Source organism: Pseudomonas sp. P65(2024) (genome assembly GCF_057480955.1).
Window position 1 is genome coordinate 1 of the sequence record NZ_JBLIYX010000030.1, and the last position, 18,015, is coordinate 18,015.

Annotated in this window: 18 protein-coding genes; 9 read left to right on the forward strand and 9 right to left on the reverse strand. The window is 66.0% G+C overall.

What is annotated here, in order from left to right; translation table 11 throughout:
- Positions 1–150: 150 nt before the first annotated feature.
- A complete protein-coding gene (locus tag AC25MA_RS24875) occupies positions 151–534 on the reverse strand; it encodes a hypothetical protein (RefSeq protein WP_143496158.1) in 384 nt (127 codons plus the stop codon).
- Here AC25MA_RS24875 and AC25MA_RS24880 point away from each other — a divergent pair.
- The 8 genes from AC25MA_RS24880 to AC25MA_RS24915 all read left to right on the forward strand — a co-directional run bounded on the left by AC25MA_RS24880 (position 527) and on the right by AC25MA_RS24915 (position 9,743).
- The gene (locus tag AC25MA_RS24880; protein WP_028692132.1) at positions 527–1,549 is read left to right on the forward strand and encodes a LacI family DNA-binding transcriptional regulator; all 1,023 of its coding nucleotides are present in this window, start codon (positions 527–529) and stop codon (positions 1,547–1,549) included. The two genes, AC25MA_RS24875 and AC25MA_RS24880, sit on opposite strands and share 8 nt — an antisense overlap.
- Positions 1,550–1,621: 72 nt before the next feature.
- Positions 1,622–2,392, forward strand: coding sequence for a sugar phosphate isomerase/epimerase family protein (locus tag AC25MA_RS24885; protein WP_028692133.1), 771 nt, complete (start codon positions 1,622–1,624; stop codon positions 2,390–2,392).
- Positions 2,385–3,344, forward strand: coding sequence for a sugar kinase (locus tag AC25MA_RS24890; protein WP_207853324.1), 960 nt, complete (start codon positions 2,385–2,387; stop codon positions 3,342–3,344). The genes AC25MA_RS24885 and AC25MA_RS24890 overlap by 8 nt, the downstream gene beginning before the upstream one ends.
- A 58-nt stretch (positions 3,345–3,402) precedes the next feature.
- Entirely contained in the window at positions 3,403–4,680 is a 1,278-nt protein-coding gene (locus AC25MA_RS24895) for an MFS transporter (protein ID WP_069016801.1), read from the forward strand.
- Positions 4,681–4,690: 10 nt separating this feature from the next.
- Complete coding sequence (locus tag AC25MA_RS24900; RefSeq protein WP_236180983.1) at positions 4,691–5,677, forward strand: 2-hydroxyacid dehydrogenase; 987 nt, start codon at positions 4,691–4,693, stop codon at positions 5,675–5,677.
- Between the two features lie 203 nt (positions 5,678–5,880).
- A complete protein-coding gene (locus AC25MA_RS24905; protein WP_486972490.1) occupies positions 5,881–6,627 on the forward strand; it encodes a gluconate 2-dehydrogenase subunit 3 family protein in 747 nt (248 codons plus the stop codon).
- Positions 6,628–6,630: 3 nt separating this feature from the next.
- A complete protein-coding gene (locus tag AC25MA_RS24910) occupies positions 6,631–8,418 on the forward strand; it encodes a GMC family oxidoreductase (RefSeq protein WP_486972491.1) in 1,788 nt (595 codons plus the stop codon).
- Between the two features lie 11 nt (positions 8,419–8,429).
- Complete coding sequence (locus tag AC25MA_RS24915) at positions 8,430–9,743, forward strand: c-type cytochrome (protein WP_486972492.1); 1,314 nt, start codon at positions 8,430–8,432, stop codon at positions 9,741–9,743.
- 151 nt (positions 9,744–9,894) lie between these two features.
- Here the strand turns inward: AC25MA_RS24915 and AC25MA_RS24920 are convergent, their stop codons facing one another.
- The 3 genes from AC25MA_RS24920 to AC25MA_RS24930 all read right to left on the reverse strand — a co-directional run bounded on the left by AC25MA_RS24920 (position 9,895) and on the right by AC25MA_RS24930 (position 11,828).
- Positions 9,895–10,224 carry a hypothetical protein gene (locus AC25MA_RS24920; protein WP_028692139.1) on the reverse strand — a complete coding sequence of 110 codons (330 nt, stop codon included), beginning with the start codon at positions 10,222–10,224 and terminating at the stop codon, positions 9,895–9,897.
- Positions 10,225–10,298: 74 nt separating this feature from the next.
- A complete protein-coding gene (locus tag AC25MA_RS24925; protein ID WP_486972493.1) occupies positions 10,299–10,949 on the reverse strand; it encodes a DUF998 domain-containing protein in 651 nt (216 codons plus the stop codon).
- Positions 10,950–11,012: 63 nt separating this feature from the next.
- A complete protein-coding gene (locus AC25MA_RS24930; RefSeq protein ID WP_062363045.1) occupies positions 11,013–11,828 on the reverse strand; it encodes a sulfite exporter TauE/SafE family protein in 816 nt (271 codons plus the stop codon).
- A 108-nt stretch (positions 11,829–11,936) separates the two neighbouring features.
- Between AC25MA_RS24930 and AC25MA_RS24935 the strand changes: the two genes are divergently transcribed.
- Positions 11,937–12,704, forward strand: a complete 768-nt coding sequence (locus tag AC25MA_RS24935; RefSeq protein WP_486972494.1) for an AraC family transcriptional regulator — start codon at positions 11,937–11,939, stop codon at positions 12,702–12,704.
- A gap of 162 nt (positions 12,705–12,866) precedes the next feature.
- Here AC25MA_RS24935 and AC25MA_RS24940 read toward each other — a convergent pair whose 3' ends face one another.
- The 5 genes from AC25MA_RS24940 to AC25MA_RS24960 all read right to left on the reverse strand — a co-directional run bounded on the left by AC25MA_RS24940 (position 12,867) and on the right by AC25MA_RS24960 (position 17,928).
- Positions 12,867–13,676, reverse strand: coding sequence for a gamma-glutamyl-gamma-aminobutyrate hydrolase family protein (locus AC25MA_RS24940; protein ID WP_028692143.1), 810 nt, complete (start codon positions 13,674–13,676; stop codon positions 12,867–12,869).
- A 758-nt stretch (positions 13,677–14,434) separates the two neighbouring features.
- Complete coding sequence (locus AC25MA_RS24945) at positions 14,435–15,217, reverse strand: amino acid ABC transporter ATP-binding protein (RefSeq protein ID WP_028692145.1); 783 nt, start codon at positions 15,215–15,217, stop codon at positions 14,435–14,437.
- A gap of 23 nt (positions 15,218–15,240) precedes the next feature.
- Positions 15,241–16,485, reverse strand: coding sequence for an NAD(P)/FAD-dependent oxidoreductase (locus AC25MA_RS24950; RefSeq protein WP_028692146.1), 1,245 nt, complete (start codon positions 16,483–16,485; stop codon positions 15,241–15,243).
- Between the two features lie 16 nt (positions 16,486–16,501).
- Positions 16,502–17,212: an ABC transporter permease gene (locus tag AC25MA_RS24955; protein WP_349739093.1), complete on the reverse strand. Its 711-nt coding sequence runs from the start codon at positions 17,210–17,212 to the stop codon at positions 16,502–16,504.
- Complete coding sequence (locus AC25MA_RS24960) at positions 17,209–17,928, reverse strand: ABC transporter permease (protein WP_028692148.1); 720 nt, start codon at positions 17,926–17,928, stop codon at positions 17,209–17,211. The genes AC25MA_RS24955 and AC25MA_RS24960 overlap by 4 nt, the downstream gene beginning before the upstream one ends.
- Between the last annotated feature and the right edge of the window lie 87 nt (positions 17,929–18,015).

Here is an 18,015-nt window from a genome sequence, read left to right on the forward strand (position 1 = left end):
TGTACGGAGATCGGTTCATCAGGCCGACCTGGTGAAAGTCAGGGCCTGCCTGACGGCAGGCCGTTACCGGCCCGCACACAAAAAATCTGACACTTCCAAAAATATCAAAACAGTAATCCCATAACCAGAACAGAACCAGAACCAAACCTTTCAGGCAATAAACTCCGACTCCCCAACCTTCCGCCCCTCACCCTCATCCTGCCGAACACTGAGCACCACAGCCCTCCCACACAACCCGACCAACCCCAAACTGGCCACCACGATATCCCCCATCCCCATACCAGCAAGCATCAAAAATAGACTGATCCGAAACAGTGCGGTCATGGCCATCTCCAAGGCAGGGTTAACGAACTCCAGAAAACCACCATAACCCTGAAGCCCCCCATCGACACCGGCAGGACAAGCCTTTGGCACTGAATCCCCCCGCTTTGGCAGAAAGCCCGTCACTTGACGCCACCCCCCATCCCTGATTTGATTGAAACCGTTTTCATCAACCCTGCAAAAGCGCAAACAAGAAGGAAACAGGGTGAACAAAGAGCCAGCTCCCGTCCGCGGGCGGGTCACCATCAGCGAGGTCGCCAAGGCCGCCGGCGTTTCCAAGGCGACGGTCTCGCGCTACATGGGCGAAGACAGGCAACTGCTCGCCGAAGCCACCGCGCAACGCATCGAGGCCGTCGTCGAACGCCTCGGCTACCGCCCCAACCGCATGGCCAGCGCCCTCAAGCGCGGCCGCACCGGGCTGATCGGCATGCTCCTGGCGGATATCCGCAACCCCTACTCGGTGGCGGTGATGCACGGCGTCGAGACAGCCTGCCGCCAGCACGGCTACAGCCTGGTGGTGTGCAACACAGACTACGATGACGACCAGGAACGCAATCACCTGCAGGCCCTGCAGTCGTACAACGTCGACGGCCTGATCGTGAACACCCTCGGCCACCGCGCCGATGAATTGGCGAAGCTGGCCCGTGACTTGCCGATGGTGTTGGTCGACCGGCAACTGGCCGGCCTGGCGGTCGACCTGGTAGGGCTGGACAACAGCGACGCCGTCGAACAGGCCCTCGATCACCTGCAACGCTGCGGTTATCGCGACATCCTCGCCGTGACCGAGCCGCTCGACGGCACCAGCTCCCGCCAGGAGCGGGTCGATGCCTTCCAGGCTTCCATCGCCCGGCGCCCTGGCCTGCGTGGGCAGGTGCTGGAGGTGGGCGTGGACCTGCCGGAGCAACTGGGCAGCTTCATGGCCGGGGCAGGGCACGGCCCGCAGGCGCTGTTCACCTGCAACGGCGTTGCCACCCTGGAAGTGGTAAGCGTGCTGCACGCCCGCGGCGGGACGCTGTTCCAGGATGTGGGCCTGCTGGCGCTGGACGAACTGGACTGGTACCCGCTGGTAGGCAGCGGCATCACCGCCCTGGCCCAGCCCACCGGGCGGATCGGTGCCGCAGCGTTCCAGTGCCTGCTGGAGCGCCTGCAAGGCAGCGGTTCGCCGGCACGGCGCCTGGATTTGCAAGCCGAACTGATCCCGCGAGGCTCCACCCGATCACAAGCATGACGGCGTCCTTGACGCCGTTGCTGCTGACGAAAAATGAAACCGGTTTCATCCACAAGAACAAGGACCACACACATGCAAACGCCCATTGTCTCCATCAGCTTGTCGAGTTTCGGTGCCGATGTCGTGCGGCGCCTGGGCCAGGCCAGCTATCTGCCGCTGCTGGCCGCCGCCGGTGCGCGGCGGGTGGAATGGCGCGAGGAACTGTTCGATGCCGCGCCCGATGCCGCTACCCTGGCCAACCTGGCCGCCGAGCATGGCCTGCAGAGCCTTTACTCCACGCCACTGGAGCTATGGCGCGAGGATGGCAGTCTGGAGCCGGCCATCGCCCAACGTTTGCAACGGGCAAGCGAGATCGGCGCGGTGGCGCTTAAGGTATCGCTGGGGCATTACCAGACGGGTTGCGACCTGCAGGCCCTGGCGCCATTACTGGGGCACAAGACGGCGCTGTACGTGGAAAACGACCAGACGCCCTACGGCGGACGGCTGCAAACCCTGGAAAGATTCTTCCGCGAAGCGCAGGCGCAGGGCGTGGCGCCGGGCATGACCTTCGATATCGGCAACTGGTACTGGCACGACGAATCGCCGCTGCTGGCGGCGCAACTGCTGGGCCGCTGGGTGCGTTACGTACACTGCAAGGCTGTCGCCCGGCGAGCCGACGGGCGCCTGGTCGCGGTCGTGCCCCAGGCGCTCGACCTGGTGCAGTGGCGCGAACTGATGACGCATTTCGCCCCAGACCTGCCGCGGGCCATCGAGTACCCCCTGGCCGGCGACGACCTGTTGGCGCTGACCGCGCGGCAGGTCGCGCAACTGGCGCAGCTGGAAGGGCAGGTGTGCCATGGCTGAGCACGACGTCCTGTGTTTCGGTGAAACCATGGCCATGTTCGTGGCCGCGCAGCCTGGAGAGCTGGCCCAAGTCGAGGGATTCGGCAAGCGCATCGCCGGTGCCGACAGCAACGTGGCCATCGGCCTGGCACGTCTGGGTCTGGGGGTGCGCTGGCTGAGCCGGGTCGGCAATGATTCGCTCGGTGCCTTCGTGCTCGACACCCTGCGCCAGGAAGGGCTGGACTGCTCGAGCGTCGAGATCGATGACGAGCACCCCACCGGGTTCCAGCTCAAGGAACGCTGCGACGATGGCGGCGATCCGAAAGTCGAGTATTTCCGCCGTGGCTCGGCGGCCAGCCGGCTGTCGCCGACCCAGCTGCAACCGGCGTTGCTGGAGGCCCGACACCTGCATGCCACCGGCATCCCGCCGGCCCTGTCCGGCAGCTGCCGCGCGCTCTGCCACCAGTTGTTGGACGACATGCGCGCCCATGGCCGCAGCATTTCCTTCGACCCCAACCTGCGCCCCTCGCTGTGGCCGGACCGCCAGACCATGGTGCGCGAGATAAATGCACTTGCGTTCAAGGCCGACTGGGTCCTGCCGGGGCTTGAGGAGGGGCGCCTGCTGAGCGGCCGCCAGTCGCCGCAGGGCATCGCCGAGTTCTACCTGGAGCAAGGCGTGCAATGCGTGGCCATCAAGCTCGGTGCCGAAGGTGCCTACTGGCGCGACGCCAAGGGTGAACATGGGGTGGTCCCGGGTTTTCCGGTGGCCCGGGTGGTCGACACCGTGGGCGCGGGCGACGCCTTCGCCGTTGGCGTGATCAGCGCCTTGCTCGAGGGCCTGCCGTTGCGCCGGGCAGTGGCCAGGGGCAATTGGTGCGGCAGCCGGGCGGTGCAGAGCCGAGGCGACATGGAAGGCCTGCCGCAACGCCACGAACTGGACCTGCACGAAAACGCTTCGATCCAACCACGCTGAATCGCCGGACCGTCCGGCACCTGATGTGACAAGAACAACAAGACCAGGAGAATTCCCCATGCAGCTTGATCGACTCGCTCCCAGACGCTGGTGGTACATCATGCCCATCGTCTTCATCACCTACAGCCTGGCCTACCTCGACCGGGCCAACTATGGCTTTGCCGCGGCCTCGGGCATGGCCGACGACCTGAAGATCACCCCGGCGCTGTCGTCGCTGCTCGGCGCGCTGTTCTTCCTTGGCTACTTCTTCTTCCAGGTGCCGGGCGCCCTTTACGCGCAAAAACGCAGCGTGAAGAAGCTGATCTTCGCCAGCCTGATCCTCTGGGGCGGCCTGGCGACCCTGACCGGCGTGGTCCACGACGTCTATTTGCTGATCGTCATCCGCTTCCTGCTGGGCGTGGTGGAGGCGGCGGTGATGCCGGCCATGCTCATTTACCTTTGCCACTGGTTCACCCGCGCCGAACGCTCGCGGGCCAACACTTTCCTGATCCTCGGCAACCCGGTGACCATCCTGTGGATGTCGGTGGTCTCGGGCTACCTGGTGCAGCAGTTCGACTGGCGTTGGATGTTCATCATCGAAGGCGCGCCGGCGATTCTCTGGGCCTTCATCTGGTGGCGCCTGGTGGATGACCGCCCGGAGCAGGCCAAGTGGCTGGACGCCCGCGAGAAGGCGGCGCTGCGCCAGGCGCTGGACGCCGAGCAGCAGGGCATCAAGCCGGTGAAGAACTACCGCGAGGCGTTTCGCTCGCCCACGGTGCTGATCCTGTCGCTGCAGTACTTCTGCTGGAGCATCGGCGTATACGGTTTCGTCCTCTGGCTGCCGTCGATCCTCAAGCAGGCGGCGACGCTGGACATCGTCACCGCCGGCTGGCTGTCGGCGGTGCCGTACCTGGGGGCGGTGGTTGCCATGCTCGGTGTGTCCTGGGCCTCGGACCGCCTGCAGAAGCGCAAGCGCTTTGTCTGGCCGCCGCTGCTGATCGCCGCCCTGGCATTCTATGGCTCGTACAGCCTGGGCACTGAACATTTCTGGTGGTCCTACGCCTTGCTGGTGATCGCCGGGGCCTGCATGTATGCGCCGTACGGGCCGTTCTTCGCCATCGTGCCCGAGCTGCTGCCGGCCAACGTCGCCGGGGGCGCCATGGCGCTGATCAACAGCATGGGCGCGCTGGGCTCGTTTTCCGGTTCGTGGCTGGTGGGCTACCTCAATGGCGCCACCGGCGGCCCCGGCGCCTCCTACCTGTTCATGTGCGTGGCGCTGCTGCTGGCCGTGGCCCTGACCGCCGTTCTCAATCCCTTGCAACAGACACGCCGGCAAAGCCTGGCGCCCAGCCGATAGGTACCGTGCAATGAAGAAACGCATCGTCCTCTACAAACGCCTGTCCGACGCGCTCATGGCCCGTCTGCAGGCGCACGCCGAGGTCACCCTGGTCGAATCGCCCAGTGCTGACGGCCTCGCCCGGTTGCGTGCGGCGCTGCCGGGCGCCCACGGGCTGCTTGGCGCCAGTTTGCGCCTGGACGCCCCCTTGCTTGATCTGGCGCCGCAGCTGGAGGTGGTCTCCAGCGTCTCGGTCGGCGTCGACAACTACGACATCGACGCTTTCAATCAGCGCGGCGTGCTGCTGACCAACACCCCCGATGTGCTCACCGAAACTACCGCTGACACCGGCTTCGCCCTGATCCTGGCCTGTGCCCGGCGGGTCGTCGAACTCGACGGCTGGATCCGCGCCGGTCACTGGCAGGCGGGCATCGGGCCGGCGCAGTTCGGTTGCGACGTGCAGGGCAAGACCCTGGGCATCGTCGGCATGGGCCGCATCGGCGAAGCCCTGGCCCGCCGCGCGCATGCCGGTTTTGGCATGCGCGTGCTGTACCACACCCGCCAGCCGCGGCCCGAGGTGGAGACGCGGTTCGCCGCCGCGCATCGCAGCCTGGAAGCATTGCTGGCCGAGTCCGATTTCGTCTGCCTGTGCCTGCCGTTGACCGCCGCGACCGAGAACCTGATTGGCGCGCCACAGCTGGCGCTGATGAAACCGTCGGCGATCCTGGTGAACATCTCCCGTGGCCGGGTGCTCGACGAGGCTGCGTTGCTCCAGGCCTTGGCCGAGCGACGCATTCGCGGCGCCGGCCTGGATGTGTTCGTGCGCGAACCGTTGCCGGCTGATTCACCGTTGCTGCAACTGGACAACCTGGTGGTGACGCCGCACATCGGCTCGGCCACCGAGGAGACCCGCGAGGCCATGGCCCGCTGCGCGGTGGACAACCTGCTGGCCGCCCTGGCCGGCGAGCGGCCGCAGAACCTGGTCAACCCGCTTGCCTGGTCGCGGCGAAACCCATGAGCGGGGCGAGCACTGCGCTCGCCCCGTTTTTGCCATAACAACAGCCCTTGCCCGATTCGATATCCCGGGGTCGCGCCGCGGCCCTTTTGGCAAAACAAGGCCGCTTAGCCGAGACAGCGCTGTCTCGATCTGCGGCCCTGGGAACTTCATCGGTGAAAAGGGCGACGATTTCCGTATGACCTGATCAACAGAGAGACATCCTCATGTCCAAGGACCAACCCGCCTCCGTGCAATCGGCGCGCCGGGCGTTCCTGCGCCAATCCCTGACCCTGATCCCGGTGGCGACCCTCGCCGGCACGGGACTGGGCGGCGCAGTGCTCGCCGACAGCGCCACCCCGGCACCCGTCGAACCGACCCGACCGGCCCCGGCGCGTGCCTACCAGCCGAGCTTCTTCACCCTGCAAGAGTGGGCCTTCGTCAGCGCCGCCGTGGCGGTGCTCATCCCCACCGACGCCCTTGGCCCCGGTGCGGCCGATGCCGGCGTGCCCGAGTTCATCGACCGTCAGCTCAACACCCGCTATGGCAGCGGCGGGCTGTGGTATATGCAGGGGCCATTCCGCCCCGACGCGCCCAGCGAATTGGGCTACCAGCTCAAGCTCAGCCCCCAGGAGATCTACCGGCTGGGCATCGCCGAAACCGACGCCTGGTGCCAGGCACAGTTCGGCAAGGCTTTCGCCCAGCTTGGCCCTGAACAACAGCAGCAGGTGCTCGAGGCCCTGGACGGCGGCAAGCCGGCCTTTGCCTCGGTGCCGGCGGCCACCTTCCTCGGCATGCTCTGGCTCAACACCCGCGAGGGCTTTTTCAGCGACCCCCTGCACGGCGGCAACCAGGGGCTGGCCGGCTGGAAGCTGGTCGGCTTCCCCGGCGCCCGCGCCGACTTCATGGACTGGGTGGAGCGCGACGAGCGCTATCCCTTCCCGTCAGTGTCCATCAGCGGCGAGCGAGGTTGAGCCATGAGCCAAGTGATGAAGAGCGTTGATGTTGTCATCGTCGGGTTCGGCTGGGCCGGGGCGATCATGGCCAAGGAACTGACCGAGGCCGGCCTGCAGGTGCTGGCGCTGGAGCGTGGTCCGGCCCGGGATACCTACCCGGACGGCGTCTATCCGCAGACCATGGACGAGTTGACCTACAACTCGCGCAAGAAGCTGTTCATGGACATCTCCCGTGAGACCGTGACCCTGCGCCACAGCGTCAACGACGTGGCCGTGCCGTACCGCCAGTTCGGCGCCTTCCTGCCCGGCACCGGCACCGGCGGAGCCGGGCTGCACTGGTCCGGCGTGCATTTTCGCGTCGACCCGGTGGAGCTGCGCCTGCGCAGCCACTATGAGGAGCGCTACGGCAAGCGGTTCATTCCCGAAGGGATGACCATCCAGGACTTCGGCGTGAGCTACGAAGAGCTGGAGCCGTACTTCGATTTTGCCGAGAAGGTGTTCGGGACCTCCGGCACCGCCTGGTCGATCAAAGGTCAGGTGGTGGGCCGCGACAAGGGTGGCAACCCGTTCGCCGCCGACCGCTCCAGCGATTTTCCGCTGGCAGCGCAGAAGAACACTGTGTCGGCGCAGTTGTTCGAGAAGGCCGCCCGCGAGATCGGCTACCACCCCTACAACCTGCCGTCGGCCAACACTTCCGGGCCGTACACCAACCCCTACGGCGCGCAGATGGGACCGTGCAACTTCTGCGGTTACTGCAGCGGCTATGCCTGCTACATGTACTCCAAGGCCTCGCCCAACGTGAACATCCTCCCGGCCCTGCGCCAGGTGCCGAACTTCGAGCTGCGCAACAACGCCCATGTGCTGCGGGTCAACCTGACCGCCGACAAGCGCCTGGCCACCGGTGTGACCTACGTCGACAGCCAGGGTCGCGAGGTGGAGCAACCCGCCGACCTGGTGATCCTCGGCGCGTTCCAGTACAACAACGTACGCCTGATGCTGCTCTCGGGCATCGGCAAACCCTATGATCCGGTGAGCAATGAGGGGGTGGTCGGGCGCAACTTCGCCTACCAGAACATCTCTACCGTGACCGCGTTCTTCGACCGCGACAGCCACCACACCAACCCCTTCATCGGCGCCGGCGGCAACGGCGTGGCGGTGGATGACTACAACGCCGACAACTTTGACCATGGCCCGCACGGCTTCGTCGGCGGTTCTCCGTTCTGGGTCAACCAGGCCGGCGCCAAGCCGATCTCTGGCACCAAGGTGCCGCCGGGCACGCCGAAGTGGGGCAGTGCCTGGAAGGCCGCGGTGGCCGACAGCTACCGGCACATGCTGTCGATGGACGCCCATGGCGCGCACCAGTCCTACCGCGACAACTACCTTGACCTGGACCCGGTGTACAAGGATGCCTACGGCTTGCCTCTGCTGCGCATGACCTTCGACTGGAAGGACAACGACGTGAAGATGAACCGCTTCATGGTCGAACGCATGGGCAAGATCGCCGAGGCGATGGGGCCCAAGGCAATCAGCGCGGGCAAGAAAGCGTTCGGCCAGCACTTCGACGCCTCCACCTACCAGACCACGCACCTCAACGGTGGCGCGATCATGGGCACCGATCCCAATACCAGCGCGCTCAATCGCTACCTGCAGTGCTGGGACGTGCACAACGTGTTCGTGCCCGGCGCCTCGGCCTTCCCCCAGGGCCTGGGCTACAACCCCACCGGCCTGGTGGCGGCGCTGACCTACTGGTCGGCGCGGGCGATCCGCGAGCGCTACCTGAAGAACCCCGGTCCATTGGTGCAGGCGTGAGGAAGGCCAATATGAAGACATTGTTCATCGCCATGCTGGGCCTGGGCGCCAGTACCTTGCTGCAGGCCGCCGACGCGGTGGACCCGGCGCAGGTCAGGCAAGGCGAATACCTGGCCCGCGCTGGCGACTGCGTGGCTTGCCACACCGCCAAGGGCGGCAAGCCGTTCGCCGGCGGGCTGCCCATGGAAACGCCCATCGGTACCCTGTACTCGACCAATATCACACCCCACGCCAGCGGTATTGGCCAGTACAGCTACGAGGACTTCGAACGCGCCGTGCGCCAGGGCATCGGCAAGGACGGCAGCACGCTGTACCCGGCCATGCCGTATCCGTCCTACGCCCGGGTCAGCGACCCGGACATGCAGGCGCTCTACGCCTACTTCATGCATGGCGTGCAGCCAGTGGAGCAGCAAAACAAGGGCAGCGACATCCCCTGGCCGCTGAGCGTGCGCTGGCCGCTGGCGTTCTGGCGCGGGTTGTTCGCGCCGCCCGTCAAGCCGTTCGAAGCCGCTGGGCGCGATGCGGTGGTGGCGCGCGGCGCCTACCTGGTCGAAGGGCTGGGGCATTGTGGCGCGTGCCACACGCCGCGGGCGCTGACCATGCAGGAAAAAGCCCTGGATGCCGGTGACGGCGCGGCGTTCCTGGCCGGCAGCGCGCCCCTCGAGGGCTGGATCGCCAGGAGCCTGCGCGGTGACCACAAGGATGGCCTGGGCAGTTGGGACGAGGCGCAGATCGTCGCCTTCCTCAAGACCGGGCGCAACGAGCGCACCGCGGTGTTCGGCGGCATGAGCGATGTGGTCGAGCACAGCATGCAGTACATGAGCGACGCCGACCTGACCGCCATCGCCCGCTACCTCAAGACCTTGCCGCCGGTGAACCCAGACGACAAACCGTTTCGCGAGGACCGTGCCGTCGCCCAGGCGCTGTGGCAGGGGAATGACGGCAAGACCGGCGCGGCGCGCTACGTCGACAACTGCGCCGCTTGCCACCGCACCGACGGCAAGGGCTACGCCCGGGTGTTCCCGGCGCTGGCCGGCAACCCGGTGGTGCAGGGCGAGGACGCCACCTCGCTGATCCATATCGTGCTCGAGGGCGCGACCTTGCCGGCCACTGCAACGGCGCCTTCTACCTTCAGCATGCCAGGCTTCGGCTGGCGGCTGTCGGACCAGCAGGTGGCCGATGTGGTCAACTTCATCCGCAGCAGCTGGGGCAACCAGGCGGCGGGGGTGAGTGCAGGGCAGGTGGCGCAGTTGCGCAAGGCGCCACCTGTGCCGCTCAAGGCGGAGTCGTTAGTAGGTGACACGACGGGCACCGTGGAGCCCTGATGGTCCGATGGGGGACGCCTGGCGTCCCCTTTGGTCTTGACTCATCGAGTTAGCGAGACGCTGGCGCACGACAATACCATCTCGAAATGACATTAACTAAGTCTCGCAAACTGGTTTAGTTAATCTATGTAAGCTATTGATCTATAAGTATTTATCTTTTTGCTACAGCATGCTGCACGCACTGCTCGTAGTACGTCTGCTTGATTGCCGTGGGCTTGAGCCGCGACCGGCTGTTATAGGTCTGCTCGGTAATGCCGAACGCCGTCATGCGCATCCATGGCTTGGCAAATTTGCGCACCTGCAGCTTCTTGCGCGTGGCGTAAAGGGTGACCCCGGATAGCTTGGCCTGCTGCGCCTCGGCGGCGATCTGCGCACCCCAGCCGCACACCTGGCGATCGTTCGGGCTCAATGCCCGGGCCTGGGCGCCGAAGGCGGCGGTGGCCAGCAGGCAGCCGGCCACGGTTGCTAGAATCACTCGCATGTTGCTGTCCTAAGCATCTGAAAGAAAACAAAGTTTGCCTACGCTCGCGACGCCTGGGGGCCAGCAGTTTGCCGTCAGGCGATGGCCATTTGCAGGCCGTCGTGCTGGCGCGTGCGCAGCGACTGGAGGGCCAGGGCCGCGATCCACAGCACGCCGACGCCGTAGTTCAGGCGCTGGTAAAGACCGAACAATTCACCGCTGTGCACAGACTTGGCCATCAATACGACAGTGAGCACCGCCAGCAGCGCGCTCAGCAGCGACCCCCAGGCCAGCCCTGGGGATCGGGCCAGACGCGTGCCCAGGCCGATCCACAGCATGCTGGCGAGGGTCAGCGAGAAGAACATCAGCAGGCCGCCGAGGTTATGCATCTGTTGCGAGACCGATGGCTGCAGCGGCGCGCAGCCCTGGTCACAGGCAAATCCGCCGGTCACCAGGCTGCCCAGGCCATGCAACAGCACCAGAAGGGCGCTCAGCCGCGCCAGCTTCGAGTACCGCCAGCGCCGCGCCAGGCCCCAGGCAAACAGTGTGAACAACAGGGCCAGCGGGAAATTGTTGACCCACGGCGACAGCCCGTGGGTGGGGGCGCCGACCGCGCCGAGCTGGCTCATGGCTTGCTGCAGGTGGTCGTAGCCGGGGTAGGCCAGGGCCGTCAGGGTAACGCCCAGCAACAGCCAGAGGGGGATGAGCAAGCCGCTGGCGAGCAGCAGGCGATCGAACGTCTTCATACAGTGCCTTCCTTGGTGAATGCTGGGCGCAGCCTACCGCGTCGCCGTGGCCATTCGCCAGTCTTAGCGGCCGTTGACCAGCATCACCAGCAGCACGCAGGCCAGCAGCGCCAGGTAGGTGCGGGCGTGCACGCTGTCGGAGATGCGCCCGAGCAGGGGCGCGGCCAGGTGCATGCCGAGCCAGGCGCCGACGGTCATCACCAGCGCCGCGCGCAGGTCGATGAAACCCAGCAGGCCCGGGCCCAGGTCGGGCTGGCCGGCCGGCAGCAGCGCATACACCAGCGTGGCCGCCAGGGACATGGGCAGTGACAGCGGGTTGGCCATGGCCGTGGCGGTGCGCATGCTGGCGCCGCGACGGCGCATCAACGGTACGGTCATCACGCTGCCGCCCACCCCGAGCAACGCCGCCAGTGCGCCTATGGGCACGCCGACCAGGGTGGCGCCGGCCCTGCCCAGTGGCTCCAGGTGATGTTCGCCAGCGTGTACGAAGCCTGGACGCAGCCAGGCGTCCAGCAAGCTCAGCGCCAGGTAGGTAATGAACAGCCAGCGCAACCAGGCGCTGGTCACGTACAGCGCCACCCAGGCCCCGAGCAGCGCGCCCAGGGCGATGGCCGGCGCCAGTGGCCGCACCAGGTCCCAGTGCAGGCTGCCCGCGCGGTGGTGGCGCCAGGTGGCCAGGGCACTGCTGAAGATCATCACCGTGGCCGAGGTGGCCACGGCGATCTGCATGGCGTGCTGGGCCACGGCCGTTCCCGCGCCATGGCTGGCCAGCAACAGGGCATAGAACAGTGGCACGGCGAAGAAGCCACCGCCGAAGCCGAACAGCAAGGTGGTGACGCCGGCGCACAGGCCGAACAGGCCAAGCAGGGGATAGAGCATGGGGTGGGCCTCGGAACAGGAGTGAGGCGGTCAGGGTAGGGATCAGCCACTTGGCTGGCTTGCGCAACCTGGCCAATAATCGTCGTGTTTCGGCCAGAGCCTCCTTTCATGCGCAATGTTCCCCTGTCCCAGGTCGATGCCATCCCCCGTGCAGTGCTGGCCATTGCCACCGACTATCCGCCCGACACCTTGCTGCCCAGGCATGTCCATCGCCGGGCGCAGTTCCTGTATGGCATGAGCGGACTGATGGAGGTGCTGACCGATGACGGCGCCTGGGTCATCCCGCCTGGCAGCGGGGTGTGGATTCCGCCCGGCAAGCCGCACCAGGTGCGCATGCGCGGGGTGAGTACCCGCAGCCTGTACATCGAGCCGACCGCGCTGCCCAGGCCGAGCAGCGTGTGTGAGGCACTGCGGGTCGGGCCGCTGTTGCACCAGCTGTTGCTGGCCAGCGCCGAGGTGCCGGCGCTGCATGACGAGGTGGGACGCGATGGCCTGCTGCTGCGTCTGGTTCTGCATGAGCTGGGCCAGGCCGAACCGCTGCCGCTATTCGCGCCGCTGCCAGCTGAGCCGCGCCTGGCGGCCCTGTGCCAGGCATTCCTGGCGCAGCCGTCGGTCCACACCCGTGGCGAAACCTGGGCAGCGCAGCTCAACTGGAGCCCGCGTACCTTCAGCCGGCGTTTTCGCGAGCAGACCGGGCTGTCGTTTGGCCGGTGGCGCCAGCAGGCCTGTCTGATGGCTGCGGTGACGCGGCTTGCCACCGGAGAGGCGGTGACCACCATCGCCTTGGATCTGGGCTATGAAAGCCCCAGCGCGTTTTCCAGCTTGTACCGGCGAGTCATGGGCCAGCCGCCGTCGACGGCACGCCAGGGCCTATGAAAACCTCGTATGATTAGCGGGAAGGAAAAAAAGATCGCGGAGACAGGCACAAGCCCGCCGCCCGCTTCCACGGGAGGTGTTCTGGGACCAGCAGAGGGTGACCGGGGAAACGGGGGCGGTATTGCACCGCCCCGCGATCAAAGCTAACGAAGCTTCGGTGGGTCAGGCAGCCTGGTGGTGCTTGACCTGGGACTTGCGGACCTGGGCGCGGCAGGCGTCGCCGAAGGCCTGGAACATCTTGATCGAGTCGGGGTTCTTCGCCGCCTGCCACTCCGGGTGCCACTGCACCGCGAACAGGAAGGGCGAGAGGCTCGGGGCGTGGATCGCCTCGACCAGGCCGTCTTCGGCATGGGCGATCGGCTCGATGCCGGCACCCAGGTTGCGCAGGCCCTGCCCGTGCAGCGAGTTGACGCGGATCTCGTCAGTGCCGAGGGTCTCGCGCAGCCAGCTGCCTGGCTTAATCTTCACGCTGTGCACCGGGGCGTACTGGACGTCGACCGGATCATCCGGGTTTTCCCGGTGGTCGTTGAAGCCGGGTTCGGCATAGACCTTCTGGTAGATGTCGCCGCCCAGGGCCACGTTGATTTCCTGCATGCCGCGGCAGATGCCGAAGATCGGCAGGCCGCGCTTGATCGCCGCCTTGACCAGCGGCATGTCGAACAGGTCGCGGTCCTTGTCCTGGCCCTTGCCGGGGGTCTGGTTTTCCTGGCCGTAGAGGGTCGGGTCGATGTTGCTGCCGGCACCGGTCAGGTAGACGCCGTCGGCCATGTCCAGGTAGGTCTCGAGGTCTTCGACGCCGCAGCAGGTGGGCACCAGGACCGGGACGCAACCGGCGAACTCGACCAGCGGGGTGATGTATTTGTGGGTCATGACTTGATAGTCATGGCCTTTGCGCTCTTGGCTGCCCATGGTCATCAGGACGACGGGTTTGCGCAGGGAGGGTTGCTTGTTGCCAATGTTGCTGTTGGACATATGTCACCTTGAGACAGGTCATGCCTGTCGTTGTTGTGCAGGCGCACGGCCTGGGCCCTGAGTGCTACCTGGAGCCCCGAGCACTGCCGGCTCGCCTTGCAGGCGATGTCGGTCGGGGCCTGACTCATAGCTTGCCAGAGCCGTTCGATATGTCAAACGAGTGGCGAGTTGTCCAGGCGCCGTTTTACGGGGGATTGGGGCCGCCGGGGCCTTTGGTGACAAGGGTTTGGCGGGGGTGTTGGTCAATAATATTTAACGACGCAGTTGGGTCTTTGCGTCGGTGCAATGATCGTCATTGGCAGGGGCGTCGGGGGGCTTGGCCTTGTGGCCGCATTTACCTCGAACTCTATGTATTTCCAGTGGGGTGAACTGTTTTTTGCGAAGGATGCAGACTCACAGTGGTCTTCTTAGGTGCGGGTTGTGATGGTTAGTTTCCATAGCGTTTATTGTTGATCAATAAATTTCTTGATCTTGATCTTGATCTTGATCTTGATCTTGATCTTGATCTTGATCTTGCTTCTAAGTGCGCGATAGTTCAGGCGCCGCCAATTGCGACTTCAGGAGGCCGAACGCAGGCCTCCTGAAGTCGCAAAGGTACGGGCGGCGCCTGGGCTGGCGCAGCTGCCGCTAGCTGCCAGTGAGGTTGAACATGCGGATACCAAAATCAAGATCAAGATCTGCATCAGCATGAACGGCGACGCAGTCTTGCAAGAGGGTGCGGACAGGGTGGCGCTTATTGCGCCCAGAACCATGAACCGTTAATGCAGGATCTGCTTCAAGAACGCCTGTGCCCGTGCCGTCCTGGGCTGCCCGAAGAACACCTCCGGCGGGCTGTCCTCGATAATCTTCCCGCCCTCGAGGAACAGCACCCGTTCAGCCACTTGCCGGGCGAAACCCATTTCGTGGGTGACGCAGAGCATGGTCATACCGGTGCCGGCCAATTGCACCAGCACATCCAGTACCTCGGCCACCATCTCCGGGTCGAGCGCCGAGGTCGGCTCGTCGAACAGCATGATCCTCGGCTTCATGCACAGCGCCCGGGCGATCGCCACCCGCTGCTGCTGGCCGCCGGACAGCTGGCTGGGGTACTTGTGCGCCTGACTCTCGATGCCGACCTTGCTCAAGTACAGCCGCGCCCGCTCCTCGGCCTCCCGGCGCGACAGGCCACGCACGCTCATCGGCGCCAGCAGACAGTTGTCGAGCACGCTCATGTGCGGGAACAGGTTGAAGTGCTGGAACACCATGCCGATCTCGCTGCGCACCTGGTCGGCCTGGCGGCCTTTGCTCGCCAGATCGGTGCCGGCCACGCGGATGCTGCCCTGCTGGGCGATCTCCAGGCGATTGATGCAGCGGATCAGCGTCGACTTGCCCGAGCCCGACGGGCCGCAGAGCACGATGCGTTCGCCCTCGCGCACCGACAGGTCGATGTCATGCAGCACATGGAAGGCGCCGTAGTGCTTGTTCAGGCCCTCGATGCGGATCAGCTCCGGGCGCGGATCGGGGGCAGGGTGCAGGCTGGCAAGGCTCAGGGGGGCGGTCATCTTGTTGTTCTCCCGCTCAAGGTTCAGTCGAAACGTGCGGCGCTGTAGGGCGCAGGGTCGGTGAAGGGGCGTTCGCCGGTCATCAGTTCCGCCAGCAGGCGGCCGCTGACCGGCCCCAGGGTCAGGCCGTGGTGGGCATGGCCGAAGTTGAACCACAGGTGCTTGTGCAGGGGCGCCGGGCCGATCACCGGGCGCATGTCCGGCAGGCAGGGGCGGCGGCCCAGCCAGGGCTTGTCGTCCAGGCGCTCACCCAGGGCCGGGAACAGCTGGCGTGCCAGGGCCTCGCAGCGGCGTAGCTGGATCTCGTTGGCGGCGGCGTCGCTCGCCGCGAATTCGATGCCGGTGGTCAGGCGCACGCCACGGGCCATCGGCGCCAGGACGTAACCGCCCTGGGTGTCGCAGATCGAATGACCCAGCTCGGCGCCGTCGCGGGTGGCGTAATGCATGTGGTAGCCGCGCTTGATGCCAAGTGGAAAGCGGTAGCCCAGCCGCTGGTAGAGGTCGGCCGACTGCGGGCCGAGACAGGCCACCACGTCGTCGGCGGTCACGCTGCCGCGACGCGTGTCCAACTGCCAGCCGTTCTCGACCTGGCGCAGGCTGCGCGCGTCGCCATGGAGGAACTGCCCGCCGCGCTGGACGAACAGCGCGGCGTAGCCACGGGTCAGGCCTCCCGGGTTGCTCACCGTCTTCGGGTCGAGCCAGTGGATGCCGCCGATCACGCCACCGTCCAGCTGCTGCTCGCGGGCCTGCAGTTGTTCGCGTTCGAGGATCTCGTACTGCAGGCCGTAACGGGCCAGCCCCTTCAGATCGCCTTTGGCCTGTTCGAACAGCGCGGCATCACGGTACACCTCGATCCAGCCCTTGGCCTGTACCAGTCCTTGCAGGCCGGCGGCCTCGATCAGCGCATCGTGTTCCTCGACGCTGCGTTGCACCAGCGGCAGCATGTCGGCGGCGGCCTTGGCCAGTTGCCCAGGCGCGGACTGGCGCCAGTAGCTGAGCAGCCAGGGCGCGACCTTGGGCAGGTGGGTCAGGCTGTAGCGCACATCGGGCTGGCGGTTCAGGCCGTAGCGCAGCAAGGCACTCCACTGGCGCGGGAAGGCGTAGGGGATCACGCTGGAGCGCTCGATCAGCCCGGCGTTGCCATGGCTGGTGCCGCTGCCCGGTTCGTCACGGTCGACGAGGAGCACCTGGCGTCCGCGGGCCTGCAGGTGCAGGGCGGTGCTGACGCCGACGATGCCGGCGCCCAGGACGATGGTCTGGCAATGCATGGAAGAATTCCTTCAATCAGTTCAGGTGGCGGCCCAGGCGGGCCTCCAGGTGTTTCAGGGTGCGCCGGACCACCTCGACGATCAGCAGGTAGAGCACCGCCGCCCACAGGTAGATCTGGAAGTCGAAGCTGCGCGAGAAGGCCAGCTTGGTCACCCCCATCAGGTCGTAGATCGTCACCAGCGAGGCGATGGCGCTGGCCTTGATCATCATGATCAGCTCATTGCCCAATGGGCCGATGGCCACCAGCAGCGACTGCGGCAGCACCACCTTGAAGAAGGTGGTCGAGCGCTTGAGGTTCAGGGCCTTGGCGGCCTCGTACTGGCCTGGCGCGACGGCCATCAGGCTGGCGCGGAAGATTTCGGCCTGGTAGGCGGCGGTGTTGAGGGTGAAGGCGAGCAGTGCGCAGTACCAAGCCTCGCGGAAGAACCACCACAGCCCCAGGTCCTGCCAGAAGCCCTTGAGCGAGCCCAGGCCGTAGTACAGCAGGAACAGCTGGGCCAGCAGTGGCGAGCCGCGGAAGAAGTACACATAGCCGGCGGCCAAGCGTTGCAGCAAGAGGTGCTGCGACATCCGCGCCAGGGCCAGGAGCATGCCCAGCAGCGCGCCGAGGGTGAACGAGATCGCCACCAGCTTGGCGGTGACCAGCAGGCCATCGACGAAGCGCGCGCCGTAGCGCTCCAGCAGGTCGGGATCGAGCACGTAGGCCAGCAGTTGCTCCGGGCTCATGGGCGGGCTCCTTGCAGATGGCGGTTGCTGCGTCGCTCCAGCAGGGCGAAGACCCTGCCCGACAGCGCCGAGAACAGCAGGTAGACCAGGCAGGCGACGCCGTAGAACAGCATCGGTTCCTTGGTCACGCTGACCGCCAGGTTGGTCTGGCGCATCAGGTCGATCAGCGAGATGGTCGAGACCAGCGAGGTGTCCTTGAGCAGGCTCAACCAGTTGTTCGACAGGCCCGGCAGGGCGATGCGGGTCAGTTGCGGCAGCACCACCTTGAAGAATCCGGTGCGCTTGCCCAGGCCCAGGGCCGCGCAGGCCTCCAGTTGGCCCTTGGGCAGGGTCTTGAAGGCCATCAGCCAGATTTCACTGGAGAACGCGGCGAACACCAGGCTGAAGGCAACCATGGCGGCGAGGAAGGTGTTGATCAGCACCTCGCCCTGGTAGCCCATCGCGGCGAGGATCTTCTGCGCGGCGATCTGGCAGCCGTAGTAAATGATCAGCAGGGTGAGCAGTTCCGGCAGGCCGCGGAACACAGTGGAAAAGGTGGTGGCCCAGGCCCGCGGCAGGCGTTTGCGCGAGCGCGCGGCCAGTGCTACCAGCAGGCCCAGCGGCAGGCCGATGGGCAGGCAGGCCAGGGCCAGCGACACGGTCACCAGCGCGCCGGCCAGCAGCGCCTGGCCCCAGCCACCGCTGGCGAAGGAGAGCAGGGAGAGTTGATCGAGCATGGATGCATCCTCGAGGTCGGCGGGTCGCATAGCGCCCTGATCGCGATGCAAGGCCGCTTCCAGGGGGATGGCGGCCTCGTGTCGCGA

Excerpts from the sequence above, each read along its gene's own strand:
- AC25MA_RS24955 (WP_349739093.1), bottom strand. The coding sequence starts at position 17,212 with ATGAGCCCGGAGCAACTGCTGGCCTACGTGCTCGATCCCGACCTGCTG.
- AC25MA_RS24910 (WP_486972491.1), top strand. The coding sequence starts at position 6,631 with ATGAGCCAAGTGATGAAGAGCGTTGATGTTGTCATCGTCGGGTTCGGC.
- AC25MA_RS24920 (WP_028692139.1), bottom strand. The coding sequence starts at position 10,224 with ATGCGAGTGATTCTAGCAACCGTGGCCGGCTGCCTGCTGGCCACCGCC.
- AC25MA_RS24940 (WP_028692143.1), bottom strand. The coding sequence starts at position 13,676 with ATGTCCAACAGCAACATTGGCAACAAGCAACCCTCCCTGCGCAAACCC.
- AC25MA_RS24905 (WP_486972490.1), top strand. The coding sequence starts at position 5,881 with ATGTCCAAGGACCAACCCGCCTCCGTGCAATCGGCGCGCCGGGCGTTC.
- AC25MA_RS24885 (WP_028692133.1), top strand. The coding sequence starts at position 1,622 with ATGCAAACGCCCATTGTCTCCATCAGCTTGTCGAGTTTCGGTGCCGAT.
- AC25MA_RS24925 (WP_486972493.1), bottom strand. The coding sequence starts at position 10,949 with ATGAAGACGTTCGATCGCCTGCTGCTCGCCAGCGGCTTGCTCATCCCC.
- AC25MA_RS24930 (WP_062363045.1), bottom strand. The coding sequence starts at position 11,828 with ATGCTCTATCCCCTGCTTGGCCTGTTCGGCCTGTGCGCCGGCGTCACC.
- AC25MA_RS24895 (WP_069016801.1), top strand. The coding sequence starts at position 3,403 with ATGCAGCTTGATCGACTCGCTCCCAGACGCTGGTGGTACATCATGCCC.
- AC25MA_RS24935 (WP_486972494.1), top strand. The coding sequence starts at position 11,937 with ATGCGCAATGTTCCCCTGTCCCAGGTCGATGCCATCCCCCGTGCAGTG.
- AC25MA_RS24915 (WP_486972492.1), top strand. The coding sequence starts at position 8,430 with ATGAAGACATTGTTCATCGCCATGCTGGGCCTGGGCGCCAGTACCTTG.
- AC25MA_RS24945 (WP_028692145.1), bottom strand. The coding sequence starts at position 15,217 with ATGACCGCCCCCCTGAGCCTTGCCAGCCTGCACCCTGCCCCCGATCCG.
- AC25MA_RS24890 (WP_207853324.1), top strand. The coding sequence starts at position 2,385 with ATGGCTGAGCACGACGTCCTGTGTTTCGGTGAAACCATGGCCATGTTC.
- AC25MA_RS24950 (WP_028692146.1), bottom strand. The coding sequence starts at position 16,485 with ATGCATTGCCAGACCATCGTCCTGGGCGCCGGCATCGTCGGCGTCAGC.
- AC25MA_RS24960 (WP_028692148.1), bottom strand. The coding sequence starts at position 17,928 with ATGCTCGATCAACTCTCCCTGCTCTCCTTCGCCAGCGGTGGCTGGGGC.
- AC25MA_RS24900 (WP_236180983.1), top strand. The coding sequence starts at position 4,691 with ATGAAGAAACGCATCGTCCTCTACAAACGCCTGTCCGACGCGCTCATG.